This window comes from Halobacteriovorax sp., assembly GCF_041587335.1.
Lineage (GTDB): Bacteria > Bdellovibrionota > Bacteriovoracia > Bacteriovoracales > Bacteriovoracaceae > Halobacteriovorax.
This window is the reverse complement of sequence record NZ_JBFGYP010000025.1, coordinates 1-23,136: the sequence shown is the minus strand read 5'-3', so window position 1 is coordinate 23,136 and position 23,136 is coordinate 1. Positions and strand designations below refer to the sequence as shown.

The 23,136-nt window shown below is 34.6% G+C and carries 19 protein-coding genes; 12 read left to right on the top strand and 7 right to left on the bottom strand.

The features are described from left to right. The first annotated feature begins 21 nt into the window (after positions 1 to 21). From gspG to ABX784_RS05855, 9 genes are all read left to right on the top strand, one after another. On the top strand, positions 22 to 474 hold the full coding sequence (gspG, locus tag ABX784_RS05895) for a type II secretion system major pseudopilin GspG (protein WP_372653811.1): 453 nt from the start codon (positions 22 to 24) through the stop codon (positions 472 to 474). A gap of 9 nt (positions 475 to 483) precedes the next feature. Then, the gene (locus ABX784_RS05890) at positions 484 to 1,158 is read left to right on the top strand and encodes a Tfp pilus assembly protein FimT/FimU (RefSeq protein ID WP_372653809.1); all 675 of its coding nucleotides are present in this window, start codon (positions 484 to 486) and stop codon (positions 1,156 to 1,158) included. Beyond that, positions 1,143 to 1,649 carry a type II secretion system protein J gene (locus tag ABX784_RS05885; protein WP_372653807.1) on the top strand — a complete coding sequence of 169 codons (507 nt, stop codon included), beginning with the start codon at positions 1,143 to 1,145 and terminating at the stop codon, positions 1,647 to 1,649. Before ABX784_RS05890 ends, ABX784_RS05885 begins: the two co-directional genes overlap by 16 nt. After that, a complete protein-coding gene (locus ABX784_RS05880) occupies positions 1,646 to 2,578 on the top strand; it encodes a type II secretion system protein J (protein WP_372653804.1) in 933 nt (310 codons plus the stop codon). Before ABX784_RS05885 ends, ABX784_RS05880 begins: the two co-directional genes overlap by 4 nt. Then, positions 2,578 to 3,930, top strand: a complete 1,353-nt coding sequence (locus ABX784_RS05875) for a hypothetical protein (protein ID WP_372653802.1) — start codon at positions 2,578 to 2,580, stop codon at positions 3,928 to 3,930. The genes ABX784_RS05880 and ABX784_RS05875 overlap by 1 nt, the downstream gene beginning before the upstream one ends. A gap of 86 nt (positions 3,931 to 4,016) precedes the next feature. Continuing rightward, positions 4,017 to 5,591, top strand: coding sequence for a pilus assembly protein PilM (pilM, locus tag ABX784_RS05870; RefSeq protein ID WP_372653799.1), 1,575 nt, complete (start codon positions 4,017 to 4,019; stop codon positions 5,589 to 5,591). Continuing rightward, the gene (locus ABX784_RS05865; RefSeq protein WP_372653796.1) at positions 5,592 to 6,209 is read left to right on the top strand and encodes a hypothetical protein; all 618 of its coding nucleotides are present in this window, start codon (positions 5,592 to 5,594) and stop codon (positions 6,207 to 6,209) included. It begins immediately after the preceding gene. Then, the gene (locus ABX784_RS05860) at positions 6,209 to 7,141 is read left to right on the top strand and encodes a hypothetical protein (protein WP_372653793.1); all 933 of its coding nucleotides are present in this window, start codon (positions 6,209 to 6,211) and stop codon (positions 7,139 to 7,141) included. Before ABX784_RS05865 ends, ABX784_RS05860 begins: the two co-directional genes overlap by 1 nt. A 54-nt stretch (positions 7,142 to 7,195) precedes the next feature. Continuing rightward, a complete protein-coding gene (locus ABX784_RS05855) occupies positions 7,196 to 8,143 on the top strand; it encodes a polyprenyl synthetase family protein (protein WP_372653790.1) in 948 nt (315 codons plus the stop codon). Here ABX784_RS05855 and ABX784_RS05850 read toward each other — a convergent pair. The 5 genes from ABX784_RS05850 to ABX784_RS05830 form a co-directional block, all read right to left on the bottom strand. Continuing rightward, on the bottom strand, positions 8,102 to 8,536 hold the full coding sequence (locus tag ABX784_RS05850; protein WP_372653788.1) for a MerR family transcriptional regulator: 435 nt from the start codon (positions 8,534 to 8,536) through the stop codon (positions 8,102 to 8,104). The two genes, ABX784_RS05855 and ABX784_RS05850, sit on opposite strands and share 42 nt — an antisense overlap. Before the next feature lie 48 nt (positions 8,537 to 8,584). Then, entirely contained in the window at positions 8,585 to 8,998 is a 414-nt protein-coding gene (locus ABX784_RS05845) for an integration host factor subunit alpha (protein ID WP_372653785.1), read from the bottom strand. 191 nt (positions 8,999 to 9,189) lie between these two features. Beyond that, positions 9,190 to 10,668 carry a LamG domain-containing protein gene (locus tag ABX784_RS05840; protein ID WP_372653783.1) on the bottom strand — a complete coding sequence of 493 codons (1,479 nt, stop codon included), beginning with the start codon at positions 10,666 to 10,668 and terminating at the stop codon, positions 9,190 to 9,192. 147 nt (positions 10,669 to 10,815) lie between these two features. Continuing rightward, entirely contained in the window at positions 10,816 to 12,273 is a 1,458-nt protein-coding gene (locus ABX784_RS05835) for a DNA gyrase subunit A (protein WP_372653780.1), read from the bottom strand. 14 nt (positions 12,274 to 12,287) lie between these two features. Then, entirely contained in the window at positions 12,288 to 14,402 is a 2,115-nt protein-coding gene (locus ABX784_RS05830; protein WP_372653777.1) for a toprim domain-containing protein, read from the bottom strand. An 84-nt stretch (positions 14,403 to 14,486) separates the two neighbouring features. Here ABX784_RS05830 and ABX784_RS05825 point away from each other — a divergent pair, with 84 nt between their 5' ends. Together ABX784_RS05825 and ABX784_RS05820 are read left to right on the top strand one after the other, a co-directional pair. Next, entirely contained in the window at positions 14,487 to 15,119 is a 633-nt protein-coding gene (locus tag ABX784_RS05825) for a hypothetical protein (protein ID WP_372653774.1), read from the top strand. Between the two features lie 86 nt (positions 15,120 to 15,205). Beyond that, complete coding sequence (locus ABX784_RS05820) at positions 15,206 to 15,646, top strand: GNAT family N-acetyltransferase (protein WP_372653772.1); 441 nt, start codon at positions 15,206 to 15,208, stop codon at positions 15,644 to 15,646. Here the strand turns inward: ABX784_RS05820 and ABX784_RS05815 are convergent. Then, a complete protein-coding gene (locus ABX784_RS05815) occupies positions 15,627 to 16,022 on the bottom strand; it encodes a hypothetical protein (RefSeq protein ID WP_372653769.1) in 396 nt (131 codons plus the stop codon). The two genes, ABX784_RS05820 and ABX784_RS05815, sit on opposite strands and share 20 nt — an antisense overlap. 72 nt (positions 16,023 to 16,094) lie before the next feature. On the opposite strand from ABX784_RS05815, the gene argS reads away from it, so the two are divergent. Then, positions 16,095 to 17,852, top strand: a complete 1,758-nt coding sequence (argS, locus tag ABX784_RS05810; RefSeq protein ID WP_372653767.1) for an arginine--tRNA ligase — start codon at positions 16,095 to 16,097, stop codon at positions 17,850 to 17,852. A gap of 28 nt (positions 17,853 to 17,880) precedes the next feature. Here the strand turns inward: argS and ABX784_RS05805 are convergent, their stop codons facing one another. Then, the gene (locus ABX784_RS05805) at positions 17,881 to 23,094 is read right to left on the bottom strand and encodes a hypothetical protein (RefSeq protein WP_372653763.1); all 5,214 of its coding nucleotides are present in this window, start codon (positions 23,092 to 23,094) and stop codon (positions 17,881 to 17,883) included. Between the last annotated feature and the right edge of the window lie 42 nt (positions 23,095 to 23,136).

Here is a 23,136-nt window from a genome sequence, read left to right as displayed (position 1 = left end):
TAAAAATCATAAGGAGATATAATGAAAAAAAGAGGCATGTTAAAATTGCTTAGACAATCAGGTGGTTTCTCGTTAATTGAAATCCTAATCGCATTAACTCTACTTGGTATTGCAGGTACATTTGTTGCTGGTCAGATTTTCTCACAGTTAACTGAAGGGCAAATTAAAGCAACAAATATCCAAATGAAGAGTTTTAAATCAATTCTTCAAGATTACAGAAGAAAGTGTGGAACTTACCCTCTTACTGACCAAGGACTTGAGGCGTTAATCTCTAAGCCTTCAGGTGGTAAAGAATGTAAGAACTACCCTCCAGAGGGATTTATGGATGCAGAAGAAATTCCAAGAGATCCTTGGGATGAAGACTACTTCTACGAGTCTGATGGACGTGACTTTAATATTTGGAGTTTAGGTCCAGATAGAACTGAAGGTGGAGAAGGCACAGACGCTGATATCTACTTAAATAAAAAGAAGTAATTTAAATAAATGAAAAATACTGTCACAGGTAATAGTAAAGGGTTCACTCTCATTGAGATGTTAGTGGCCCTATTACTTGTGACAATTGTCCTCACAGTCGTTTCTGGAACGAGTTTCTCAACAAGAAGAAACTTAGACGAGGCCATAAACGATATCGAAAGAGGTGTTAGATTTTCTTCAGACGAATCTGCACTTAGAAACTCCATTATTAGAATTCGATTTAAATTTGACGAAGACCCTCAGACTTGGTCAGTTGAATTTGGCCCTGATGGAAACTTTGTCCTTCCTCCGGTAAGCCAAAGTGTCTCTCAGAGTAAATCAGATGAAGAGACGGAGAAGAAAGCACAAAGTGAAGTTGATAAAAAGTTTTCAAAAATCAAAGAATTTCAAGATAGCGACAGGGAATTCCCACTAGGCGTAAGGGTCGTAGGCGTTGCCACTAGCCTTACGCAAGCAATGTTATTAGATGGAGATAATTCCATCTATATTTATCCCACTGGTGAAAAAGATTCTGCTATAATAATCCTAGCATCAGATGATGAACTTGCTTCACTAAAGATATCTCCATTTACAATGGATATTGAAAGAGAATATTTCACAGTAGAACTCCAAAACGATGGTGATATTACTGAAGCTCAAATCGAATTGGCCGAGAGAATATATCAAGAATGGCAAAAAAACTAAGAACGATATTAAACTCAAAAGGATTCACTCTAGTTGAAGTGATGATTTCCTTAGCTATCTTTGCTGTCTTCGCATCTGCATACCTCACTGCTCAAGGTTACAACATAAGTGATAGTACGGTAATGAGAGAAGAGTTAGAGCTAAAAAGATATGCTGAACTCAAAATCAATGAAATAATAGTAACACCACCAGAGCTAAAAGATTCCATCACACTATCTAAAGATGCTGGAAAATTCGAAGAAGATGATAACTTCAGCTATGCAATTGAATACAAGAAGTTTGTTGTCCCAGACTTAAATAAAATTACTGGCGCTGATCAAGAGGCCCAGGACCCAAATGAAGCAAAAATATTTACAAATATAAAGAAAAATTTAGAGAAAATTATCTGGCAAGTTGAAGTAACGGTAAAAAATGAAACGAGTGAGAGGATTTACTCAGTTAGTACCTGGCTTTACAATCACCAGGCACAGGTAATGTTTGAGCAAATGTGAAAGATATAAAAAGTAATAAACATATTCAACTTTCAGAAGCTGGCTTCACTTTAATTGAAGTTCTGATTGCTATTACAGTTCTTTCAATCCTAATGGCAACCATGTATACGATCGTCAGTAATAGTACAGACTCTAAGGACAAGATCATTGCTGAAGATAGAGATGCACTACAATTAATTACTGCTCTAGACAGAATGGAACAAGACTTTTCTCAGCTATACTCTCCTCTCTACCATAGTGCAAAATACGTAAAAAAAGCATCTGATCAAAATGAATTTACAAATGAATTTGATCAAAATGGAAACCCTACAATAGTAAGCCCTTTAGACAGCTTTCAGGCTTCAGAAAGGTTTCCAAGTATTAGTACGAGTGCAGATATAGTCCCTGTTATACAAAATGAATCAAAGTCTGAAATTATATTTATGACAACTTCAAATAGAAGGATCCTTAAAGACTCTAAACAGTCTAGGTTTGGTTGGGTCAAGTATGCCCTACGTTCTTCAACAAGAGATGAAGATGACCGTAAAGAGGGTGCCGACTACGAACTAGTAAGATCAATTGAGACAGAGAATATTTATAATAAAGAGTTTGATTGGAAGAATGTTAAAGAATATCCCCTTCTTAGAGATCTCAAGTCATTTCAGTTTCTATTTTGGAATTCAAAAACAGAGAAGTTTGTTGATAGACTCGAGTTGTTATCAACAGATCAACAAACCCCAAGACTAATTAGAGTTAACTTAGTTTGGATTAATAGCGATAATAATGAAATCGAAATAAGTAGAACCTTCAGGCCTCTCTCACCATACTTTGATACAGAGAAAGATGAAAAAGAAAAAGAAGCCGCCAGGGCGGGAAGCAAGCAAGCAGATACTCCTAACTCTCCAAACTCAACTTTCAACAATGAGAATGAGAACGAGGAGGATGAATAATGCAAAAAAATCTACTAAAAAATGAATCCGGTATGGCCATCATGATGGTTATGTCTGTAATTGCAATCATGGCATTCCTACTTGCTGACTTCACATTTGAATCTAAGATAAATAAAATCAAAGTCTATAACCAGCAAGATAAGTTCCAAGCAAGACTCAATGCTGAAGCAGGTTTGAACTTTGCCCTTGCTAAACTTAAACTCTATCAAGAAGGCAGAAACTTGATAGAGAAAAATAAGCAACTAAAAGAAATTATACAACCCTCACTAATAGAGTCTGTAGTAACAATGGAGTTCATATACCCTATTCCACTACCTGCAGGATCAGATATTCAACAACGTTCAGCATTAGAAGAATTCGAAAAGAATAATTTAATCAAAGGTAGAATGGGTGTAACGATTAGTTCAGTCTCTGGTTTTTTAAATCCAAACAACTTACGAGTAACTCCAAAAGTAGAAGAAAGTAATAACCAAGAAGATCCAGACTCAGACGAAGAAAAAAGCATAAAGCCTGAGGAGTTTATTGAGCAAAAACTCGTTAACACTCTCACTCAGGCCCTTGAGTCAGAGAAAGAAGTAAACCCCGATTATGACTTAATTTATGGAAACGCAAATCCAGAACTACTAATTAAAGAACTAAAATTCTTTGTAAACGATTTGAAAAACTTCAATGACTCTGAGCGTGCTGAGATAGAAGGAAATTACTTATCTGCTGATATCATACCTAAGCATGCCCCCTTAACATCAATAGATGAGCTCTACCTCCTACTTGGATGGAGTGATGATTTAGTTGAACTCATCAAAGATAAGTTAACCGTGCACGAGGTCAGTGTAATTGCAGTAAATCAATTAACATCAGAGCAATTGAAAATTCTTTTCCCAGATATAACGGAGTTCCAATTAGAGCAGTTTTTCAAACATAGAGACGGAGATAAAGAGCTTCAGATAGAGCCTCAAGAGTTTAAGTCAGAAAAAGACTTCAAAGACCTAGTTGTTGGAAAATTAGCAATAGTTGACGATTCTACTTACGAAAAAAGAAAGAAAGAACTCGAACAAGCAGGTCTAACGATAGCTGTTGCAGGAAAACTGTATAAAGTTGTCTCTAAGGGCTTCTTTGGCCGAGCAGAATACAGTATTACAGCATTTGTAGACTTACCTATAAAGCCAACACCAGAAGTAAAAAAAGATACAAAAAAAGAAGGTGTACCAGCAAGCAAGCCAATAAACGAAGATGAAATTATCGAGGATGAATTTCAAGAAGATCCAGAAGATAAAACTGACGAAGAGAAAAAGAAAGAAGAGGTACCATTAGAACTTCTTTCACCAAGAGTAATCGAAGTCAGGCTAGAGTAATTTAGCAAATCACTCCACTAATAAAAGTAATTATTTTCCTACATTATTTAGAAACATTTTTACAATGATTCTGGTAATATATAACTATGAATATACTTGCAATAGATTTAGGTAGTTACTCGGTAAAATTCTATGAATGCCGACTTGAAAGAAAACAACTCAGATATCTGAGTCACAGAGAAGTGATTCTTTCAAAGATACGTTCACAATTCTCGCCAGAGACTACAATCAATGAGATCCATAATGAAATAATTAGGAGCTACCTTAAGCAAACTCAGTTTGAAGGTAAAATAATATATCAAATTCAAGAAAATTTCACGAGTTCAAGATATCTAGAACTACCGGTAAATAATAGAAAGAAAGCAGAGCAAATGATTCCATTTCAACTAGAGGAAGATATTCCATACTCATTGAAAGACATTCACTACACCTCTACACTTATTAAGAATGGAGAGAACTTCTCAGCACTCATCAGCATTTCAAAGTTGGATTACTTTGATAACTACTATAACTATCTAGAGGAGTCAGGAACACTCCCTGCCGTACTCACTACAGAGATGGGTGTAATTCAAAGCTTTATTGATCAAAAGGCGTATACAGGATCTTTTTGTATCGTAGATATAGGTCATGAGACAACTAAGGCCTACTTTATTCACAATAAAGAAGTTATCTCTTCTCACTTAACAAACTTAGGTGGAAAGGTTCTTGATGAAATTATCTCTCAAACTTATCAGATATCTTTAGATGAAGCCGTCATTTATAAACATGATAATTGCTACTTCTTAACAGAGGAACAATTAGACAATGTAACAGATGAACAAAGAGATTTTGCTCAACTTATGCATCAAGCGTTTATGCCATTAGTATTAGATCTAAAAAGATGGGAGCTTGGCTATAGAGTAAAGTTTGGTAATCCAATTGATAAAGTTTATATAACAGGAGGAAGTTCAAATATAAATAATATTGAAAACTTCTTATCTTCAGAATTAAATATCAATGTTGAAAAGTTCACAACTCCCCCAGTAGATGGAGTTGTAGAAGAAGAAAAACCACAATACTTATTATCCTATATGATGGCCGCGGCGCAGAGGTCATCGACCATTATGCCAAATTTCTTAACAGGAAAGTATACGAGTGGTTTTTCAGATGCAATCTCACTTCACTCAGTTTCTTTTATTTTCTCAAGAGCAGTAATGATTATGTTAGTTGTTTCAGCTTTCTTAATGATAGATCGATTATTCTTTTTAAATAATCAAAATGCTGATTTAGATAAAAGGATTACTAAAATAATAAAAGTAGACTCTTTAGAAATTTCAAGAAGAGATCAAAGAAAGTACAGAAGAGACCCTGAGAGTATTCTTAAAATTATAAAAAAGAAGAATCGAATGGTTAAACAAGAAGTTAAAACAATTCAATCAGCAACAGAAGTTAATGCTACAAATGCACTTGTTCAACTTAGTGAGTATATTTCTAGGAATGAATTAATCAATATGGATTTTTATGAAAATAAGAATGGAAATGTTCGAGTTAAATTTAGTTCTGAAGAGCCAAAAGAGCTTGAAGTATTAAAATCACACCTAAAGCTTGGACCATTTGAAAAGCTAGATATAAGTGAAGCAGCTGATAAGAGTAGTATGACGATAACTTTCTCGGATATATAAATGAAAAAGATTATAACTAAACATATTGATGATTTTATTTTTAAACAACTAGACGCCTTCAAAGAAAGCGAAGCTAAAACTAAAATCAATGAAGTATTAAACACACTAACTGAACAACAGCACAAGATATTTAGCCAGGTTGGGTCTTTCCTACTGGTACTACTTCCATTTGTAATCCTTTTATTTATGATAATTTCTAATTCATTTATTAGGTCAGAGATAGATCTAAAAAAAGAAATTATTTCAGAGATTTTTTACTATAATTCTAAGAAATCAGAAGTAGAAAGTGTCGGCAGACAAATTATCTCTCCACACAGTATAAAAAATAGTAGTGATCTAGCATCTAGATTAAAAAGAATAGCAACACAGAAAGGAATATCATCTGAGTCAATAAAAGTAGTTAATTTTGAATCAATAGAAAAGTCAGGTGCTATTGAAAAGTCAGAAGCGACTATCAAAGTGTCTGATCTAACATCAAAAAACTTATCCGATTTACTACAAAGAATGCTTGATTCAGAAAAATTAAAAATTTTTGAAATGAGTCTAAAGCGCGATGAGAAATTAAGCTTAATCGAAGGAAGTATTAAGTTCACTCACTACGCAAAGGTATCTCAATAATGGTAAAACTTAAAACTCACCCTAGTGAACTTCCAGAAGAAATTTATATTCAAAAGAAAACGTTTTTCTTCAAAGTAAGTGTTGCTGCTTTTCTTATTAGTTTAATAGCATTTATGCTTAACTTCCCTATTGGAAAAATTATTAAGAGTAATGCTGAAGTGGCAATAGCTTCAAATGCAGCATGCCCAATAACTTATGACGAGATGAAGTTTGAATGGTTTTTACCAAAAGTGATATTAACAAAACCTGTTATAAATGGAAGGTGTTATAGTAATCCATCATCTTCACTTAAACTTGCTGACCTAGCAATTAGTTTTCAATCTCCAAGCTTCTGGCCATTAGGGGTTAAGCTTCACACAAAAATAAAGCATAAATTATCTGTAATAAATATTTATCCAACAGTTGGTTTAGGTGGACAGGTCATTAAAATTGAAAAATCTTCAATTTCGCATAAGACTCTAAAAGAATTTTTAGGTCCAAAGTCCTTAAACTTCACTGGCGACATAGAATTAGAGTCTATTGTGAAGTTAGATGGTGGAAAAGTTTCTCAATCTGACTTTTTAATTACTTCTACTAACCTATCTATACCTTCACAGAATATAGAAGGTTTTGATCTTCCAAATCTTCCTATTGGTGCCTTTCAATTAAAAGGTAACCTAAATGCTAGAAACTTGATTGAGATTCAAGACTTTCAACTAGGTGCTGCAAATTCACCAATATTGGCCGAAGCTGCCGGCGCAATAAAATTAAATACTCACAATATTTCAAACTCTACTTTAGATATTAATGGTGAAGTTAAATTCACTGCGGACTTTTTAAATAAGTTTGCAATAATCAATATGTTGCTAAGTGGTAAAGAATCTACAGACAAAGGCTTTTATAAGTTTAAGGTTGGTGGAAAATTCTCTTCACCTATGCCTCTTTTCAATTAAGAAACTTTTCAAAAACAGTATATTTTGTTAACTTAGCCCTTCAAAGGAAGGGCCATGGATATCGAAAAGATTGTTAAAAATATTGAATTTCACTTAGAACTTGTTATTCCTAAGCACCCCTTTTCTGAAGTCTATAGATATGGAGTTCTTCCTCCAGGCAAGGCCTTCAGACCTCAGCTAGTAGCTGCCATTTTCAATGATTACTCAGAGAATAAAGATCTCTCATTTCTAGATAATTCACATTCACCAGTAAATTACTTGGCCTCTGCGGTAGAGCTTCACCATGCCTACACACTACTTCATGATGATCTACCATCTATGGACGACGATAATGAAAGAAGAGGAAAGGCCTCAACTCACATTAAATATAACGAATGGAAGGCGCTACTTGCAGGAGATGGACTTCAGACAGCTTCTTTTGCCCTTCTCTCTAAGTTTAATGGCAAGAACCTATCGTTAATGCTTAAATTCTTTAGCTGGGCATTAGGACCAAAAGGATTAATCCAAGGGCAATATCTAGATTTAAGTGAGGAGATGACAAAGGGAATAGATCAGCTCATTCTTACACATCAGTACAAGACTGCGAGACTAATACAGGCCTCAATCCTATTAGGGTTCTGGGCAAATGAGAAAGAGAGACCCAAGGAAGAGTTCTATAGAATATCTAAAGAGCTTTTTAGATTAGGACACTGCGTGGGAGTCGTATTTCAATTGCTAGATGATCTAACAGAACTCGTAGACAATGAATTAACTCAACATGAAATAGCAGTTAACCCATGGCTGACTAATAACTCTGAGAAATGTTTTGAAGAAATCTTAACTGATCTAGAAAAAATAGAGTCAATCATTCATAAAGAAAACCTAGCAACGACTAAGTCTGTACTATCAAATTATTTTGGAAAGATAGAACGTCTTCTCACAAACGGAGAAGACAATATTGTTAAGCACTCAAAAGTTGACTTAGTGCCAGTTATTTCTTTGCTTAATAGAATCAACAGATGAAATAAGAGAGCTTAATTTAGCTTTTGCCATAACAAGCTTTTGTATATCTGAATTAGATAAGTTTCTAGTGAATCTTTCTTTTACAGGAGTATCTACTTTTTCATCATCACTAAGCTCTAAAACTTCCGACTCTGAAGAAATAAATTTAAGGTCTAACTCGGCCTTAGCTTTCTCTATACTCATCTTATCTTCAAAAAGAAGCTTTTTAATAAAGGCTATTGCTTCAATATCCTTGTGTTCAAAAAGCTTTTGTCCTGATGAAGATAACACTGGAGAGATATGATCAAATTCACTTTCCCAAAATCTTAAAACATAAGGCTTAACACCTGTTAAAGAGCACACTTCATTTAATTTAAAGTGTGACTTATTTGGAATCTCGATCTGGTTGCTCATAGTCTCCCCTTAAGTAAGGGACTCTAAGCTCCGTTAATGAGCTAGAGTCTAATCAAAATCGAGGTCATCGCCATTGATGTCCTCAGTATTATTCATAAACGAACTAAGCGCTCTAGAAGATCCTTCCTTTGCAGGAAGAGATGTATCTTCTTTCCCTTTGTCATCCAGTCTGTGAGAAAATCTTGCAGTAACATCTTCCTTTAAAACCTGTGAAGGCTTAAAAGTAAGAACACGTCTTGCAGAGATTTCCATGGCACTTCCCGTCTGAGGGTTACGACCTACTCTCGTTGCTTTATCTCTGATTGAAAAATTTCCAAATCCAGAAATCTTTACTTTTTCGCCTCTCGCTAGAGTGTCTTTAATAACCTTGAAAACAAGATCAACTAGGTCCGCAGCTTCCTTCTTAGAAAATCCGGCTTCTTTGTAAACACGCTCAACAATGTCGGCTTTAGTAAGACTCATACTTCCTCCATGAATTACAGTCTAATTCAAAACTCATATATATTAATAGGTTAACAAAGAACTCAATAGATTACTATAAAAATATTAAGTAGATACGAAATTACCAATAAAATCAATATACCTTACTAAAAGAGTCCCCTTAACAGTAAATTCATTGGGTTATATTTATCGCAAAAAGGCCATTGCTAGAGCTACTCAACTAATATTGCCTCTGTTTTTGAGACAAGATTATATTGAGTTTTATCTGAGTCTTTTCTGTGGTCTCCCATTCTCCACCAGCTAGATAAATAGACCGAAGACGGCAAAAGTCGCAGGTTAGTTGGGGCTCCTGAATTGTAAATATTCTTAATTTCTCTTTTTCCAAGAGAGTTTTTCCAAATACTAATTTCATCGATATCACCATTGAAGTAATATCCCTGACCATTATATGATCCAATCATTGATGAGAATGATCCAAAGCCAGAAAAATTTCCTGAGTATTCAAGTGATTTAATACCGTCAATATAAACAGTGAATAAATCTTTCTTCTTAGTCACAATAAAGTTATGCCATAGCCCATCATCATAAATAAATTCAACTTCATTGGAGATGTATCTCTCACCATTATGTAATCCCATAACAACTCGTCCATGCTTAAGAGAAAGGTTTAAAGCACTTCCCGGAGAGCTTCCTCTGTGGAGATTAAATAGTCTCTTATCTCCCTGATCTAAAGTTGTTTTAAACCAGAGTGAAATAGAAAACCTATCTGTATTGATAACTTCATTTGATGGCCTATACGAAAAGGCCGTTTCACCATCAAAGTTAATTGAGTTCTTATTTCTGGAGCTAAATTCTTCTCTATAATTTACAATCTCTGGAACATTAGAGATCCACCTCATCTCTCTATAGTGACGTCTAGACTTTTTCTTAGCTATTTTTTGGTTAATCTTAAGTAGTGCAATCTTTCGATTATATTTTTCTATTATACTTTCGACTCTATCTCTTAATTTCTCTGACTTAAAAATTTTAATAATTCTCTTCATTACGAATTTTCTTTTTTTATATTTAGCAATAGCTTTAGAGTATTTTGCTTGCGCTCTCTTTTGCTTAAAATAAATTCGTTTATTATTCTTAAATAAATTTAAAAAAGGTTTACTCCCAATATTTAAAGTAGACTCTCTATTAAACTTTACTTCTGCAAATACTAAATCATAAAGAGACACCTCTGCGTCAGCAACACTCACTCCCCGTGCATCAGCACCAAGAAAGTTATAATTACTAAACTCATCATTTCTAACTTCTATATTTTCAGGAGTATTACATTCTAAAAAATTAGAATCCCCTCTTTCAACCTCACCATTTAAATTAAAGCACTTACCAGAAACAATATCGAAAAAGTAATCTTTATCACCTGCAAATAATGCAATTCTCTCATTAAGTGGTTTCAAGTAAATAGGATCATTAGCTTGAAAGCGTAAAAGAAATTCGTCTCGAGTAAAACTATCTGATACAGATGGAGGAGTTGTGTCATCATCAGTATCAGGTAATACCTCTGAAAGGTCTTGTGCCTCATCATTGAAAATATCAATAACTGCTTGAGTCCCTTCTTCGTCTCCATCTTTACTACAACTAGACATGGAAACAACTGAAACAAGAAATAGAAGAATAACGCAAAAATTAACTCTTCCCATATTTCACCTACTTGATTATCTACCTACAGAATAGCGTGCATTTATCAATTAAATGTGAAGAAATGTATGTCTTCTAATATACTGTAATATTTCGTGAATTAAGTAGAGAGAATAAAAAAGGGAGTCTTTAGACTCCCTTTTTTTAGTTTATTTCTTTGTTTTCTTTTTGACTGCTTTTTTCTTAGTTGCTTTCTTGGCCGTCTTTTTCTCTATCTTCTTACGAAGCTCAAGACGTTCCTTATCTTTCCCTTTAAGCCAGGCCGTTAGTTGCTCTCCTGTATCTTTAAGCTCTTCAATTAGTTTCTTCTTGATGAGTCTGTCAGACTTAGCAACCTTAGTGTACTGAGCTAGAAGCTTTGTATCTTCTTTTACCATTAAGGCACGCTTAGCAACTTCTTCCTTAGTCATTCTGTAAATTGGCATGTCTGCAAGATAATCGTTGTAGACATATTTCTTCTTTCCAAGATACTCAACGAAAGACTTTCTGTTTTTTGATTTAGTTGCAACTTCGTATTCTTTCTTTTTAATGAATTTTATAATCTCATTATTTTGCTGGATCTTGTCTTTAAGACCTTGGCAACGAAGCTCATATCTTCTTTTTACGACAGCAAGTCTTTGTCCTGAGAAAATCTCAATAATCTCTTCAGGCTTATCAAAGATACGAACACCACGCTCAGAAATAAGAGTATAGTTTGGAACTTGAGTCGAAGCTGTGCCCATTTCGGCCTCAACTTCTTTCAATGTCTTCTCAGCTCCTCTTTTAAAAATAAGCTCTATCTTTACATCGTTATCAACAGAGGAGTCGACAAAGTCTTTAATAAAGTCTGCTTCCATATACTTAGTTAGATACTTATAAATCTTTTGTGCATCATAACCACGTGGAAGTTCATTGATGTATATTGTTCCATCAACCTCTTCAAATCCCATATTAAATATTAATCTTCCTCTTTGATCTCTCTCGATAGGAAGATTGTATCCATTATTAAATGGCTTCAACTTCTTAGCTTTACCTGTCTCAAGAAAGCTGATCATAGAGTTAATAATTTCTTTATGACTAAAACTTGGAATGACAGAAGAAAAACCTGTTCCAATTCCTTCTGCACCATTTAATAACATGAGCGGAAGCTTAGGAAGAAGGTTTAATGGTTCCATTACTTTTTCATCGTAATTTGGAATCATCTCCACTTGGTCCATATCATCAAAGAGTAAAATCTGAGATATTTTTCCAAGCTTACATTCAATATACCTTGAGGCGGCCGGAGATGTCTCCATCCTCTCACCGAAATACCCCTTCTTATCAATTAGAGGATAGTTATTTGAAAAAGTATAATCTTGGGCCATATTCACAATCGCTGATTCAACCGAAGCAGGTCCGTGAGGATGAAGAGTTAAAACTAAACCTGTTGCTGATGATACTTTCATCAGACCTTTTGATTGGTTTTTCCAGAGAGTAAAAAGAATTCTTCTCTGCCCTGGCTTAAGTCCATCTTTTAAATATGGTATAGCTCGGTCCATAAGAGTATAGATCTGATAAGTCCTATATTCTTCTCTTACAATATCTTCAAGAGGAATACTCGCCATTGAATGTAGATATGTTTCTTCCATCTTCTATGATTTCCTTATTTCTTTTTAGTCGTTTTCTTTTTTGTTTTCTTAGCAACTTTCTTCTTAGAAGCTGTCGTCTTTTTCTTTGTCTTCTTCTTACTGCTAGCAATTCTCTTCGTAGATTTTTTAGCAGCTTCAGAAGTAGATACAGATACACTCTCTCCACTTGAAGCAGAAGCACCGTCCATCAGTAACTCTTTTCTAAGAGAAGTATCCTTACCGAAACAGACATTAAGCATTTCTTTCGCTTTACTAACATCTTCTGCCGAGATAACAGTAAATGAATCCCTTGAAAGAACATGTTTCCATGCCTCTGGAGACATTTCCCCTAATCCCTTATTTCTTTGAATTTCTTTAATTTTTAGCTTTGTTGTCTCTCTAAAGTCATCAAGCTCATCGGGAGTCTCAATGTACTTTGTTCCCTTATCAGTAATAACCTCAAAGAGTGGCGCCTTAGCAATACAGATAACTTCTTGATCAAATAACTCCGGCCAAAACTGGAAGAAGAAGTTAGTAAGAAGAGTATTAATATGTCCACCATCAACATCAGAGTCAGCAAGGAAAACAATTTTAGAATATCTAAGTTTTGAAATCTCAGCTTCAACACCAATAATTAAACCAATTGAGGCCATAATGTCAGAAAATTCCTGATTATTTAAAATATCAGAAATAGCGGCCTGAGCAACGTTCATTGGTTTACCTTTTAGGGCAATACCACCTTGGTACAACTTATCTCTTGCTGAACGAAGACCACCAATTGCAGAGTCCCCTTCACAGATAAATAGCGTACATAGTTCACGTTTCTTTCTCTCGTTAGCATCAAGAAGTTTCTCTACTCTTTGTTTTTTCTGCTTTCGAGCTTTTTTAGATGCATCCTTGAGCTCTTGGTATCTATTTCTAGATTTAGCCCTCTCCATCACTGCTTCTAAATAGTCTTTATTCTTTCGAAGAAATTTATCTACATTTTTAGACATTAATTCTTCAATACCTTTTTCGAGATGAGTATCACGTACAAGCTTTCTCTTCGTTTGAGACTCAAATCTAGGATTAGGCATCGTCACACCAATAGTAAAAGTTATTCCTGTTAAAATATCGTTATCAACAAGAGTTAACTTCTCTTTCTTAGCGTTTCTAGCAAGTTTGTCTTTAATAGCATTTACGTATAAACGCCTTACTCTATCGTGGTGAAAACCACCATCAAATGTAGGTGTAGAATTAACAAAAGAGATAAACCTTTCTCTCTCTTCTGATCGAGGTGCAATGTTTAAGGCGACAGATAAATCAATCTTACCTTTAACTTTCTTCCCTTTTGTATTTTTTGACTCATAAATATAAGCAGTTGTTCCAAACTCTTGAGCAGTTTCAGGATTAACCCTTTGTGCTAGTTCTAAAAGTCCTTTCTTATACAGGTACTTCTCTTTGTTAAAATAGAAAGTTAAACCAGGATTATTATAGGCTAAATCAATAACTCTCTTTCTTAAAAGGTCTTCATCAATAACATCGTTCTTATACACTTCTTTTGAAAGCTTAAGTTCAATCTTAACACCTGAGTGACCTTTAAATGGCTTTGGCTTTGTCTTCTTAACTTTTAGCGCACCATCAATAAATGTATATGTTTGCTCTTTTTTAGAGTTGTAATGTCTTACACGAACCTTAAACTCATCACTTGTTAAACAAGTTGCCGCAGCACCAAGACCATTCTGACCAAGAGTTCTGTGTAAGAAACCTTTTGCATCAGTCTCTTCATCTTTAAATTTTGACCCTGTTCTGAACTCACTATACACCTGAGGAACTTTTTGGATTGGGAAACCAATACCATTATCCTCAACCATAACGTTCTTACCATCTGCAGAAAGCTCACAGTGTATTTCAGTAACATGACCCCTGTAGTATTCGTCGATACAGTTATCTAAGATCTCTTCAATGGCCTTACTTTTAGCCTGATGAAAATCTACAGTTTTAAAATTAAGCTTACCGTCTTCGTAAGTGTAAGTTTCTAACTCTTCAACATCATTTGATCCAAAAACTAGGGTAATTCTGTTTCTACAGTGCCACCTCTGGTCTTTACTCTCAATTGCAGCTTCCTTAGCCTTACCTTTTCTTTTTACAGCTTCAATGCTCTTACTCATGCGTCATTTTCCCTATCATTTAGGTTTTCGTCTTTTTAGTATATTATTGAGAGTAATAGGCCATATTATTCAAGAAAAGGTACAATGCGTTACATAAAACAATATATTTTCACTATATTAGCACTTATTCAGATGACTCATGGACGCTCTATCGTCCCACTGAATAATACTATTGATGCTCCAAGTATCGAGAAAGCTGTAGGTGAATCAGTCTGGAAAAAAATATTATCAGGCGATATATACACCAAGTCAGAAGTGAAAGATTTTAAATTATTAAAGCAAAAAAAACAAAAGTTAGACTTTTTCATCGCAGGGCTCCATAAAAAAAGCTGCTCATTCGCTCTGCGCAAACTATCACACTACGAGTCATACAAAGATCATATTGGGTTCATAAAGCGTAGCTCATATGACGACAAAAATGGTCGCGTAGACTTTCTTCTATCTTCAGCTCTTCTTCCCTACAATATGACGCTGAACTTCAAAATCCCAAGATTGAAAAAAGTTGGTAGTTACCCCTTTATTTTTGATAAAGGCTTTTTGAAGAATTTAACTGGTACTATAACAGCTATAAATTACAAAAATAGATGCCTTTTCTACACTACAGCACACTGGGAAGGAGCAGACACTGGTATACCAAATAGTATATTGGGCTTCTTCTCAAAGGCCATGTCACAACTTGCAATGGAAAACTTATTCAGAATTTCAAGTACTTACTAATAGAGAACTATTATTTTCGTGACATTACCACTCGCATTACCTATAAAGGCTCCACACACACTAACTCACACACAACGCAATAATTTATGAAAGTACTAAGAATAAATGCATCAGATACATACCATATCAGAAACCTCGTATTGAGACCTGGCAGACCAGTTGAGGACTGCCACTTTGAACATGACGATGATGAGCAGACATTTCACCTGGGAGCATTTATTGACTCCCAACTAGTGAGTGTAGCTTCATTCTATTTCGAAAAAAATCCAAAACTTGTTGAAGAGTATCAATATCGCTTAAGAGGTATGGCAACACTACCAGAACACAGAGGAAAAGGGCTAAGCTCTTCACTCTTAAGGACAGCTTTTCCAATTATAGAGCAAAATTTCTGTCAATTACTTTGGTGTAACGCTAGATCGACTGCTCAAGGCTTTTACCAAAAGGTTGGCTTTGAAAGAACAGGAGAAGAGTTTGATGTACCAACAATTGGTCCTCATTACTTGATGTTTAAAACGATTTCTCAGTAACTTTATTCATACAGAAGGACTTATCTGTTCTTCTGTAAATGAATCCTAGATAAGCATTGGTACAATCTTCCAATGACTCATATTGCTTAAAAGGTGCGCATGATAAAAGAGTATCCTTATTCTGGATCTCCTCTTCTCTATTTTGCGTGCAGCTAAAAAAACTTTCCACATTTACGCATGCAAAGTGCCTATGCTCACAATCGTAAATAAGAAACCTACCTAAGTAGTACTTATCACTGATTCTTGGCTCTAGCCTCTTTCTTAATGTCGCATTTCTTTCTTCTCTATTTAAGAACTCTCGGGCCTTTTCTGCTGTTTGAGCAAGCACAGACTGAGACAGGGAAAGTAATATAAAAAAGCTAACTACATTATGCATTATACCCTTTGCATTTCTAAAGATTTCAATTAAGTATAACATAAGAAACTAAAAAAAAGACCCGAGCTAATTATGACAACGTTACACAATAATATCTTAGAACAGATCGCAACAGAAATATCAAAGGCCCTTAAATCTAGCTTTCAAGAAGTTGAAATGACTAAAGAGCAGATTTATGGACTAATTTCTATAGCTCCAAATATGAAAATGGGACATTTTGCGTTCCCATGCTTCCCTTTAGCTAAGGCAACGAAGTCTGCCCCAAATATTATATCTGGAAAACTTGCAACTGAAATTCAAAGTAGCGGAATCATTTCTGAGGCCAAGGGTGTTGGACCATATCTAAACTTTATAGTTAACCCTGAATACTTAGGTAAAGAGATAACAGATGAAATCATATCAGGAAAATTCTTTGAAAAAGAATTAGTCAGTGAACGTCCAAAGACAATGATTGAGTATTCTCAACCTAATACACATAAAGAGTTACATGTAGGACACATGAGAAATTTATGTCTTGGAAACGCTCTTGTTAGAATAAAAAAATATGCGGACCAAGAAGTCATTGCTGTAACTTACCCAGGAGACAGTGGTACACACGTTGCCAAATGTCTATGGTATTTAAAGTATCATAACAAAGATGCAATCCCTGAAACAAATAAGGGAGCATGGCTTGGATCAATTTATACAAAAGCAAACCTTCTACTAGAAGATGAACTCGGAACTGACAAAGAAGCAACAAACCGAGAACAACTAACTTCAATTTTAAAAGAGCTAGAAAGCCAAAAAGGTGAATACTTTGATCTTTGGAAAGAGACACGTGGTTGGTCACTTGAGATGATGAAAGAGACATATAAGTGGGCGGACGTAGAGTTTGATCGCTGGTTCTTTGAGTCAGAAGTTGATTCACCATCTTTAGAACTAGCTAAGAAACTATACAACGAAGGAAAGCTGGTTAAGTCTGAAGGCGCTATCGGAATGAACCTAGAGGATGATAAGCTAGGTTTCTGTATTTTGATAAAGACTGATGGCACAGGACTCTATGCTACAAAAGACGTTGCTTTAGCGGTTAAGAAGTTTGAAGAGTTTGGAGTTGAAAATAATATTTATATTGTGGATACAAGACAAGCATTTCACTTTAACCAAGTGTTCAAGGTTCTAGAAAAGATTGGCTTTGAGCAAGCAAAGAACTGCTACCACCTTCAGTATAACTTTGTAGAGCTACCAGATGGAGCAATGAGCTCAAGAAAAGGAAATATAGTTCCTCTAAATGACCTTATCCATCAAATGGAAGCACATATTAAAAAAGAATACCTTGAAAAGTATTCTGATGATTGGACAGCAGAAGAAATTCAAAATACAGCATCTATGATTGCTAAAGGCGCCATAAACTATGGAATGACTCGCTTTGATAATAATAGAAAGATTATTTTTGATATGAAAGAGTGGTTAAAACTAGACGGTGAAACGGGGCCATACCTACAGTACGTATATGCAAGAATTAACTCCCTGTGTGAGAAGCTATCTTACTCTGAAGATTTAAATGCTGACTTTTCTTTACTCAAAAAAGATAGTGAGATAGCGCTATTAATAAAGCTTTCAGCTTTCAATGATATAGTAGTTCAATGTCACGAAAAGAATTCAGCGACTTCACTATGCTCTTACCTATATGAGCTAGGTAAACTATATAACTCATTCTATGCAGACTCACCTATTGCAAAAGCAGAAAGTGAAGAACTTAAAAATGCGAGACTACTTCTATCAAAGTCAGTTAGTCTTGTAATGAAACAAGGTCTTCAGCTACTAGGTATCGAAGCACCTCAGAGAATGTAGAAAAAGAAGGCCTATTTTAGAATAGGCCTTATAGCTTCATAAGCTCTTCAACCATACCAGAAAACTCTTCTTTACGATCATCAATAACATTAACTACAGAACTATTAAAAACTCCTGGCTTAACTCTAGTACCAAGGTCCTCATTTAGAAGAATTGGTAGTAATATTTTATCACCAAAGTACTCAATGGCCTTTGTCACAGGTTGATCACTATCTGGGATACCAGGGATCTGTCTTTTTCTAATATTACTCCAGTGGAAATCTTTATCATCAAAACCAAGTATTGAGGCAATACCATTTGTTGCAAAATTTTGCGGCTTCTTATCTTCAAGGTTTTTTTGAACAATTGCACCTGTAAGAGTCTCTACAAATCCACCAAGACGAGTATCTTTTGCTAAAAGGTGTTTAACATCTGTCACAATATTAGCTGGTATATCCTTACCACCACTTCCATTTAACATAGGCTTAATAAAGCTCTCTTTAATTTCAGAAATAGACTTTCTTCCCTCTTCAGATTTAAATATAGTGCCTATAATTTCTTTAGAGCCAAGTTTTTCTATTGTCTCTTGATCAACACCTTCTTTCGAGAGAGGTTCTTTAGCTTCTTTTTTAATAAATGAAGATATTTCTGACTCAATGATGAGATCAATAAGTTCAGATTCCATTAGTTCCGCTTTTAAATCATCAAGAGAAAGGGTCCCATTTACCTTTAGCTTTTCTCTTAATGTATTTAAAAACTTATCAAATTTTATCTTAGCCTCTTTACTATCATACGAGTGAAGCTTTCTTAGATAATCTCCTACCATTGGAAGATAATCATCTAAGTAAGTAGTAATCATTTTCAGCTCAACATCCTTTGAATCATCTTTTTGAGCTGGTAAGTCTAACCATAATCCATTTTTAAATGTATCTTTTGAAAAAGCTTCTAACTTAGAAAGAATATCTTTACTAAATTCAAGCTCTTCACTACTTAATGAAAGTTGTTTTTTTAGTTCACTTGAATTAGCTATAGTTTTTATAACATCAGGAACAATATTACTAAGAGCACATTTTTCAACGACTTCAATCGCCCAATCAACTCTCTTTTGAGAATCTTCATTTGTAGATGCCTTAAAGAATTCTATCCAAAATTTATCTCCTCTAGGAGAGCTTGTATTTGATAAACGGCTAAGTAATTTATTTGAACTGAGTTCTTTATTAGAACTTAAGAGACTCTTCTTCTCTTCTTGAATACAACGATTATAGTTTGCCTGATCATCTTCTTCTAGATCATAAAAAAGCTTAACAGTACTACCCGCATTTTTAGTAATACTTGGAACTAGCCCAAATATAGACTCAATGAGACAACTATTAACAGTGTCAGTATATTCACCAGTACTATTTGAGTTTGAGCTCACACATTTTTCCAAGCCGCTAATGACTTTATTACTAAACTCATTTTGAGTCTCTTTATTATTACTTAAAAGCTCTAGAACAGGGCCTATCTTGTCCTGGAAGACAAGTGTAGTAGCTTTCATTCTTGCACTATTAATACATTGATCACTACTTGTTCCTTCTTTACCGTCAATAGAAGATAAGCACTCTTGCAGAACATTATTCGCCTCAGTAGAAACAACGAGGGAGTCTTCTAGCTTTTTCTGATATACTGCTGAAGACTCTATAGAGTTTTTTGTATAAATATCAGCAATAGACTGCTTTAAAACTTTCTCACCAATGACACTTGTTGCGGAGAGAGTAAAACTTGACTGTAATTCACTTAGATTATCTTTTTTGTATGCTTCATCTATATCATTTCTAAAATCTTCGTTAATAAATTTATTATATATATCTTCTCTTTCTTTTTTCGTAAATGCACTAGCGTAATCACCTTCGTTTAAGATCCCACTTAACTGATCAGCAAATACATTATACGTCACAGAAGATTTAACTTTTAAAATACAAGTATCTAAATAGCTCTTTAACTCTTGATCAGACTTTCTTTTTTCTAAACATTGCTCCATGATCGAGCTAGCACTGCTGGCCATATCTTCAACATCTTTCTTAGACTTTAAGAGCTCCTTATCTAATAGCTTTTGCCCTTCAGCTCGAGAGGCGTGGCCTGTGAGCTCTATCGCTGCGACTTCGGTCATCTGATCTATAACAACACCCAACTCATCTTCTGACTGAGCATTCAATAGTTTTGTCTTGAAGTTATACTCACCTTCAAATAGCTTTTGTCTTAAATCTTTAGATATACTATCAGAGGACTCTCCCGGAACCATATCTTGCACGTATTTATTAATTGTCTGATCTGCGACTATATATGTAGCTTCTCCTTTTATATTTTTAAATTCAGCTACGACTTCATCTAAACTTAATTCTTTCTTTGAAAGTATGGAGAACACATTTTCTCTCATTTTCTTAACAATAGTTCCCTTAGCTTTATCTATAATACTTGGGTCGACATCACTATCTTCAAGTAATCCAGTTACAACAGGAGTTAAAATGTCCTCACTGGCTTCTTCACTCATAACAAGACTAACTGTACATTGACTTTGTATTTTATCTAGAGAACCAGATACTGAGCTGACAGTATTATAGTTTTTAAGTTTTTCTTTAAAACAGCTTTGTATCTTCTTTGCAAAGAAAGACTTCTTAGCATCAGATAACTTAACATTTCGATACAAAGGATCGCTTTCAAAGATACTAGAAAGCTCTTTTTCACCAAGGTAATAAGACGCCCATTCGACACTGTCTTTTAGACATCTTGCTGACTCTTTTTCAAAGAAACTCTCATTAACACTAGAAACAAAGAGCTCATCTCTTCCTTTAGACTTCAAATCTTCAAAACACATAATATGTGGAGCTTGATCACTTTTTTCTAACTTATCCCAAAGCTCTTTACCTAATTTTTGTTTGAGAGTTTTTGTAATTACAAGCTCAGAAGCAGTCATTGTGACAAGGTTAGTACATTTAGTTGCTTCTACTTTATAGAATTCATTATCTTTTAGGGCCCTATCAGCAATACCATTTTGTATTCTAATACAATTATCATACCCCTTAGAGATTGTTTGTTCTCTAATTTCATCTCTGTCTGGCCCTTTTATATCCATCGCACCTAATTCAAAACTAATTAAGCTTGCAGAAACACTTCTTCCAACGACTTGCTCAATCTTTGAAGAGCATGATAATAAGTCATTTTTAAAATCATCTGTCTCCCTACTATTGAGTTTTTTCTGATTATAGTTATCTTTAAACTTTGTAGGATTTATATAGCCTTTCTCTTGATAGCAACTTCTTAAGTCTTTTCTTGCCTGAGTTAAAACACTTCTTTTAACAACAAGCTTTATATCTTTTCCCTCTGCCCTATAGTCACTTTCCATTTTCTTAAGAGAGATATTAACAACACTCTCTAAGCCTTTATCTACTGCTGTGAACATAGCTTTAAAGATACATCCTTTTATATAAGACATATCTTCAGTGATATCATAATTTTCTTTGATACATTTACTGTACTCACTTGATGAAGTTTTTACCAAGCTTCCTTGATCATTCTGCATTAATTGAAACTTCATAACTTCCATACCAATAATGACAGGTGCCTCTTTGGTATAAGTATTCAAGCACTCTTCAGCAGCTTTCTCATTTGACTTAGAAGAAGCTTTTGCCAAACAGGAGTCTAGTCCCTTCATTGAAATTTTTGTAATCTCAGCATAGAACTCATCAGACTCTCCTGGCACAATCTCTCGAATCATTTTAGGGACTATGTTGGAGACAAAGTTCTTATATGAATGCTCATAGGTCTTTGCTGTAAGTTTTGAGATATTTGCATCTAACTTTGGTATATCAGTTTCTACATCTCTAACAATATCCAAAACAATACTATTAACCTCTGCTTTGTTTAAGTACTCTTTACCGTCTTTGTTAATAGATCCAATTTGAGAATTTACGGCATCTCTTATTTCATCAGCGAGATGATCTCTTCTTCCCTCCAAACTAAAGAAGCTATTAAAAAGAAAAGTTTTAATTCCTTGACCACTTCTTTTACTTATCTTTGTTGGATATGAATCCGTCCTTTCTGAAGAGAGATGTACTCTTGGTCTTGCTGTAATTATTTTATTTTCAGATAGTGAAATCTTATATGTATTCTTGTCATAAATTTCTTTATTCTCACCATTTCCTCTTACATAAATAGCAATATTTTTTTCACCTGTGGCATCATTTTCAATATCAAAGAAGAACTGATCAGTCTCACTTTTACTATCTGAATCAATGACGACGATTTTAAAGTAACCTTCACCATTTTCAACAATTCTTCTTATCTCAAGTCCATCCCTCAGGGCCTTAGCTTCATCTAGAAACTTAAGCTCTCCAACTCTTCCATCATCACCTATCATCACCTTTACATTATGAGATTGATTTAAAGCAGAAATCGAAACAATCATACTTCCATCTTCAAGGACTATAGGCTTTTTAGAGACTGCATTTTCAAGATAGCTTCCCCACACCTTATCATTCACTTTTAAGATATTTGCTATATTTGAATCTAAATCTGGAAGAAGACTCGAAATATCTTCAAGACTTTCACAACTACCTACGTAGAAATCACTAAAGGTTTCTTCAAATTCATTTTTATTATACAGGCCTAATCTCTTTAATTTACTCTTTAGATCATCTAGATTCTTATCATCAGTTAGAGGATAAATTTCATCATCAATAATTTTATTATTCTTAGAAACTCTCAAATAGAATGAGCCATCATCAAAATTAAAGAATAGTTCTCGTGTCTCTCCCTTCACAACAGTAGACTTTACAAGACTCATTTTTGATACTCTTTGATCTAGTTCCTTCCTCTTTCTATTAACCTCAGCAATCAAAGCTTCTTTTTGTTTATGACTAAAATCATAAGCGTCCATAGTTGAATTGAGACTATTAAGTGCTTTTTCAATATTACCGGGTGTACTTATATCAATTGTCTTAGTTTTTTTAGATGCTAATGTGTCTACTAAGTCCTGCGGGAATACGGCCCGATTTAGAGACGCAGACTTTTTCTTCATTCCCTTTGCAAATACAAGTTTTCCACTTAGGTCAGTAACAATAGCAAAACCTGTTCTAGGGCCACTAGTACCACTAGAAATCACTTTATTATCCAAACTTTGATCAACTTCTAGGACTACCTTCCGCATTAGCTCGTTACCGCTCTCACGCGACAGACCCATGGTATTTTCTAGTTCAACTTGAACCTTAGGACTAGATTTGCCCATTTCAATTACTTTTTTTTCTTCTTTAATTTCTGGTCTTAGTTT

Excerpts from the sequence above, each read along its gene's own strand:
- ABX784_RS05820 (WP_372653772.1), top strand. The coding sequence starts at position 15,206 with ATGAAAGTACTAAGAATAAATGCATCAGATACATACCATATCAGAAAC.
- ABX784_RS05845 (WP_372653785.1), bottom strand. The coding sequence starts at position 8,998 with ATGAGTCTTACTAAAGCCGACATTGTTGAGCGTGTTTACAAAGAAGCC.
- ABX784_RS05840 (WP_372653783.1), bottom strand. The coding sequence starts at position 10,668 with ATGGGAAGAGTTAATTTTTGCGTTATTCTTCTATTTCTTGTTTCAGTT.
- ABX784_RS05850 (WP_372653788.1), bottom strand. The coding sequence starts at position 8,536 with ATGAGCAACCAGATCGAGATTCCAAATAAGTCACACTTTAAATTAAAT.
- ABX784_RS05890 (WP_372653809.1), top strand. The coding sequence starts at position 484 with ATGAAAAATACTGTCACAGGTAATAGTAAAGGGTTCACTCTCATTGAG.
- ABX784_RS05860 (WP_372653793.1), top strand. The coding sequence starts at position 6,209 with ATGGTAAAACTTAAAACTCACCCTAGTGAACTTCCAGAAGAAATTTAT.
- ABX784_RS05815 (WP_372653769.1), bottom strand. The coding sequence starts at position 16,022 with ATGCATAATGTAGTTAGCTTTTTTATATTACTTTCCCTGTCTCAGTCT.
- ABX784_RS05835 (WP_372653780.1), bottom strand. The coding sequence starts at position 12,273 with ATGGAAGAAACATATCTACATTCAATGGCGAGTATTCCTCTTGAAGAT.
- ABX784_RS05885 (WP_372653807.1), top strand. The coding sequence starts at position 1,143 with ATGGCAAAAAAACTAAGAACGATATTAAACTCAAAAGGATTCACTCTA.
- ABX784_RS05805 (WP_372653763.1), bottom strand. The coding sequence starts at position 23,094 with ATGGGCAAATCTAGTCCTAAGGTTCAAGTTGAACTAGAAAATACCATG.
- ABX784_RS05865 (WP_372653796.1), top strand. The coding sequence starts at position 5,592 with ATGAAAAAGATTATAACTAAACATATTGATGATTTTATTTTTAAACAA.
- gspG (WP_372653811.1), top strand. The coding sequence starts at position 22 with ATGAAAAAAAGAGGCATGTTAAAATTGCTTAGACAATCAGGTGGTTTC.
- pilM (WP_372653799.1), top strand. The coding sequence starts at position 4,017 with ATGAATATACTTGCAATAGATTTAGGTAGTTACTCGGTAAAATTCTAT.
- argS (WP_372653767.1), top strand. The coding sequence starts at position 16,095 with ATGACAACGTTACACAATAATATCTTAGAACAGATCGCAACAGAAATA.
- ABX784_RS05875 (WP_372653802.1), top strand. The coding sequence starts at position 2,578 with ATGCAAAAAAATCTACTAAAAAATGAATCCGGTATGGCCATCATGATG.
- ABX784_RS05830 (WP_372653777.1), bottom strand. The coding sequence starts at position 14,402 with ATGAGTAAGAGCATTGAAGCTGTAAAAAGAAAAGGTAAGGCTAAGGAA.
- ABX784_RS05825 (WP_372653774.1), top strand. The coding sequence starts at position 14,487 with ATGCGTTACATAAAACAATATATTTTCACTATATTAGCACTTATTCAG.
- ABX784_RS05855 (WP_372653790.1), top strand. The coding sequence starts at position 7,196 with ATGGATATCGAAAAGATTGTTAAAAATATTGAATTTCACTTAGAACTT.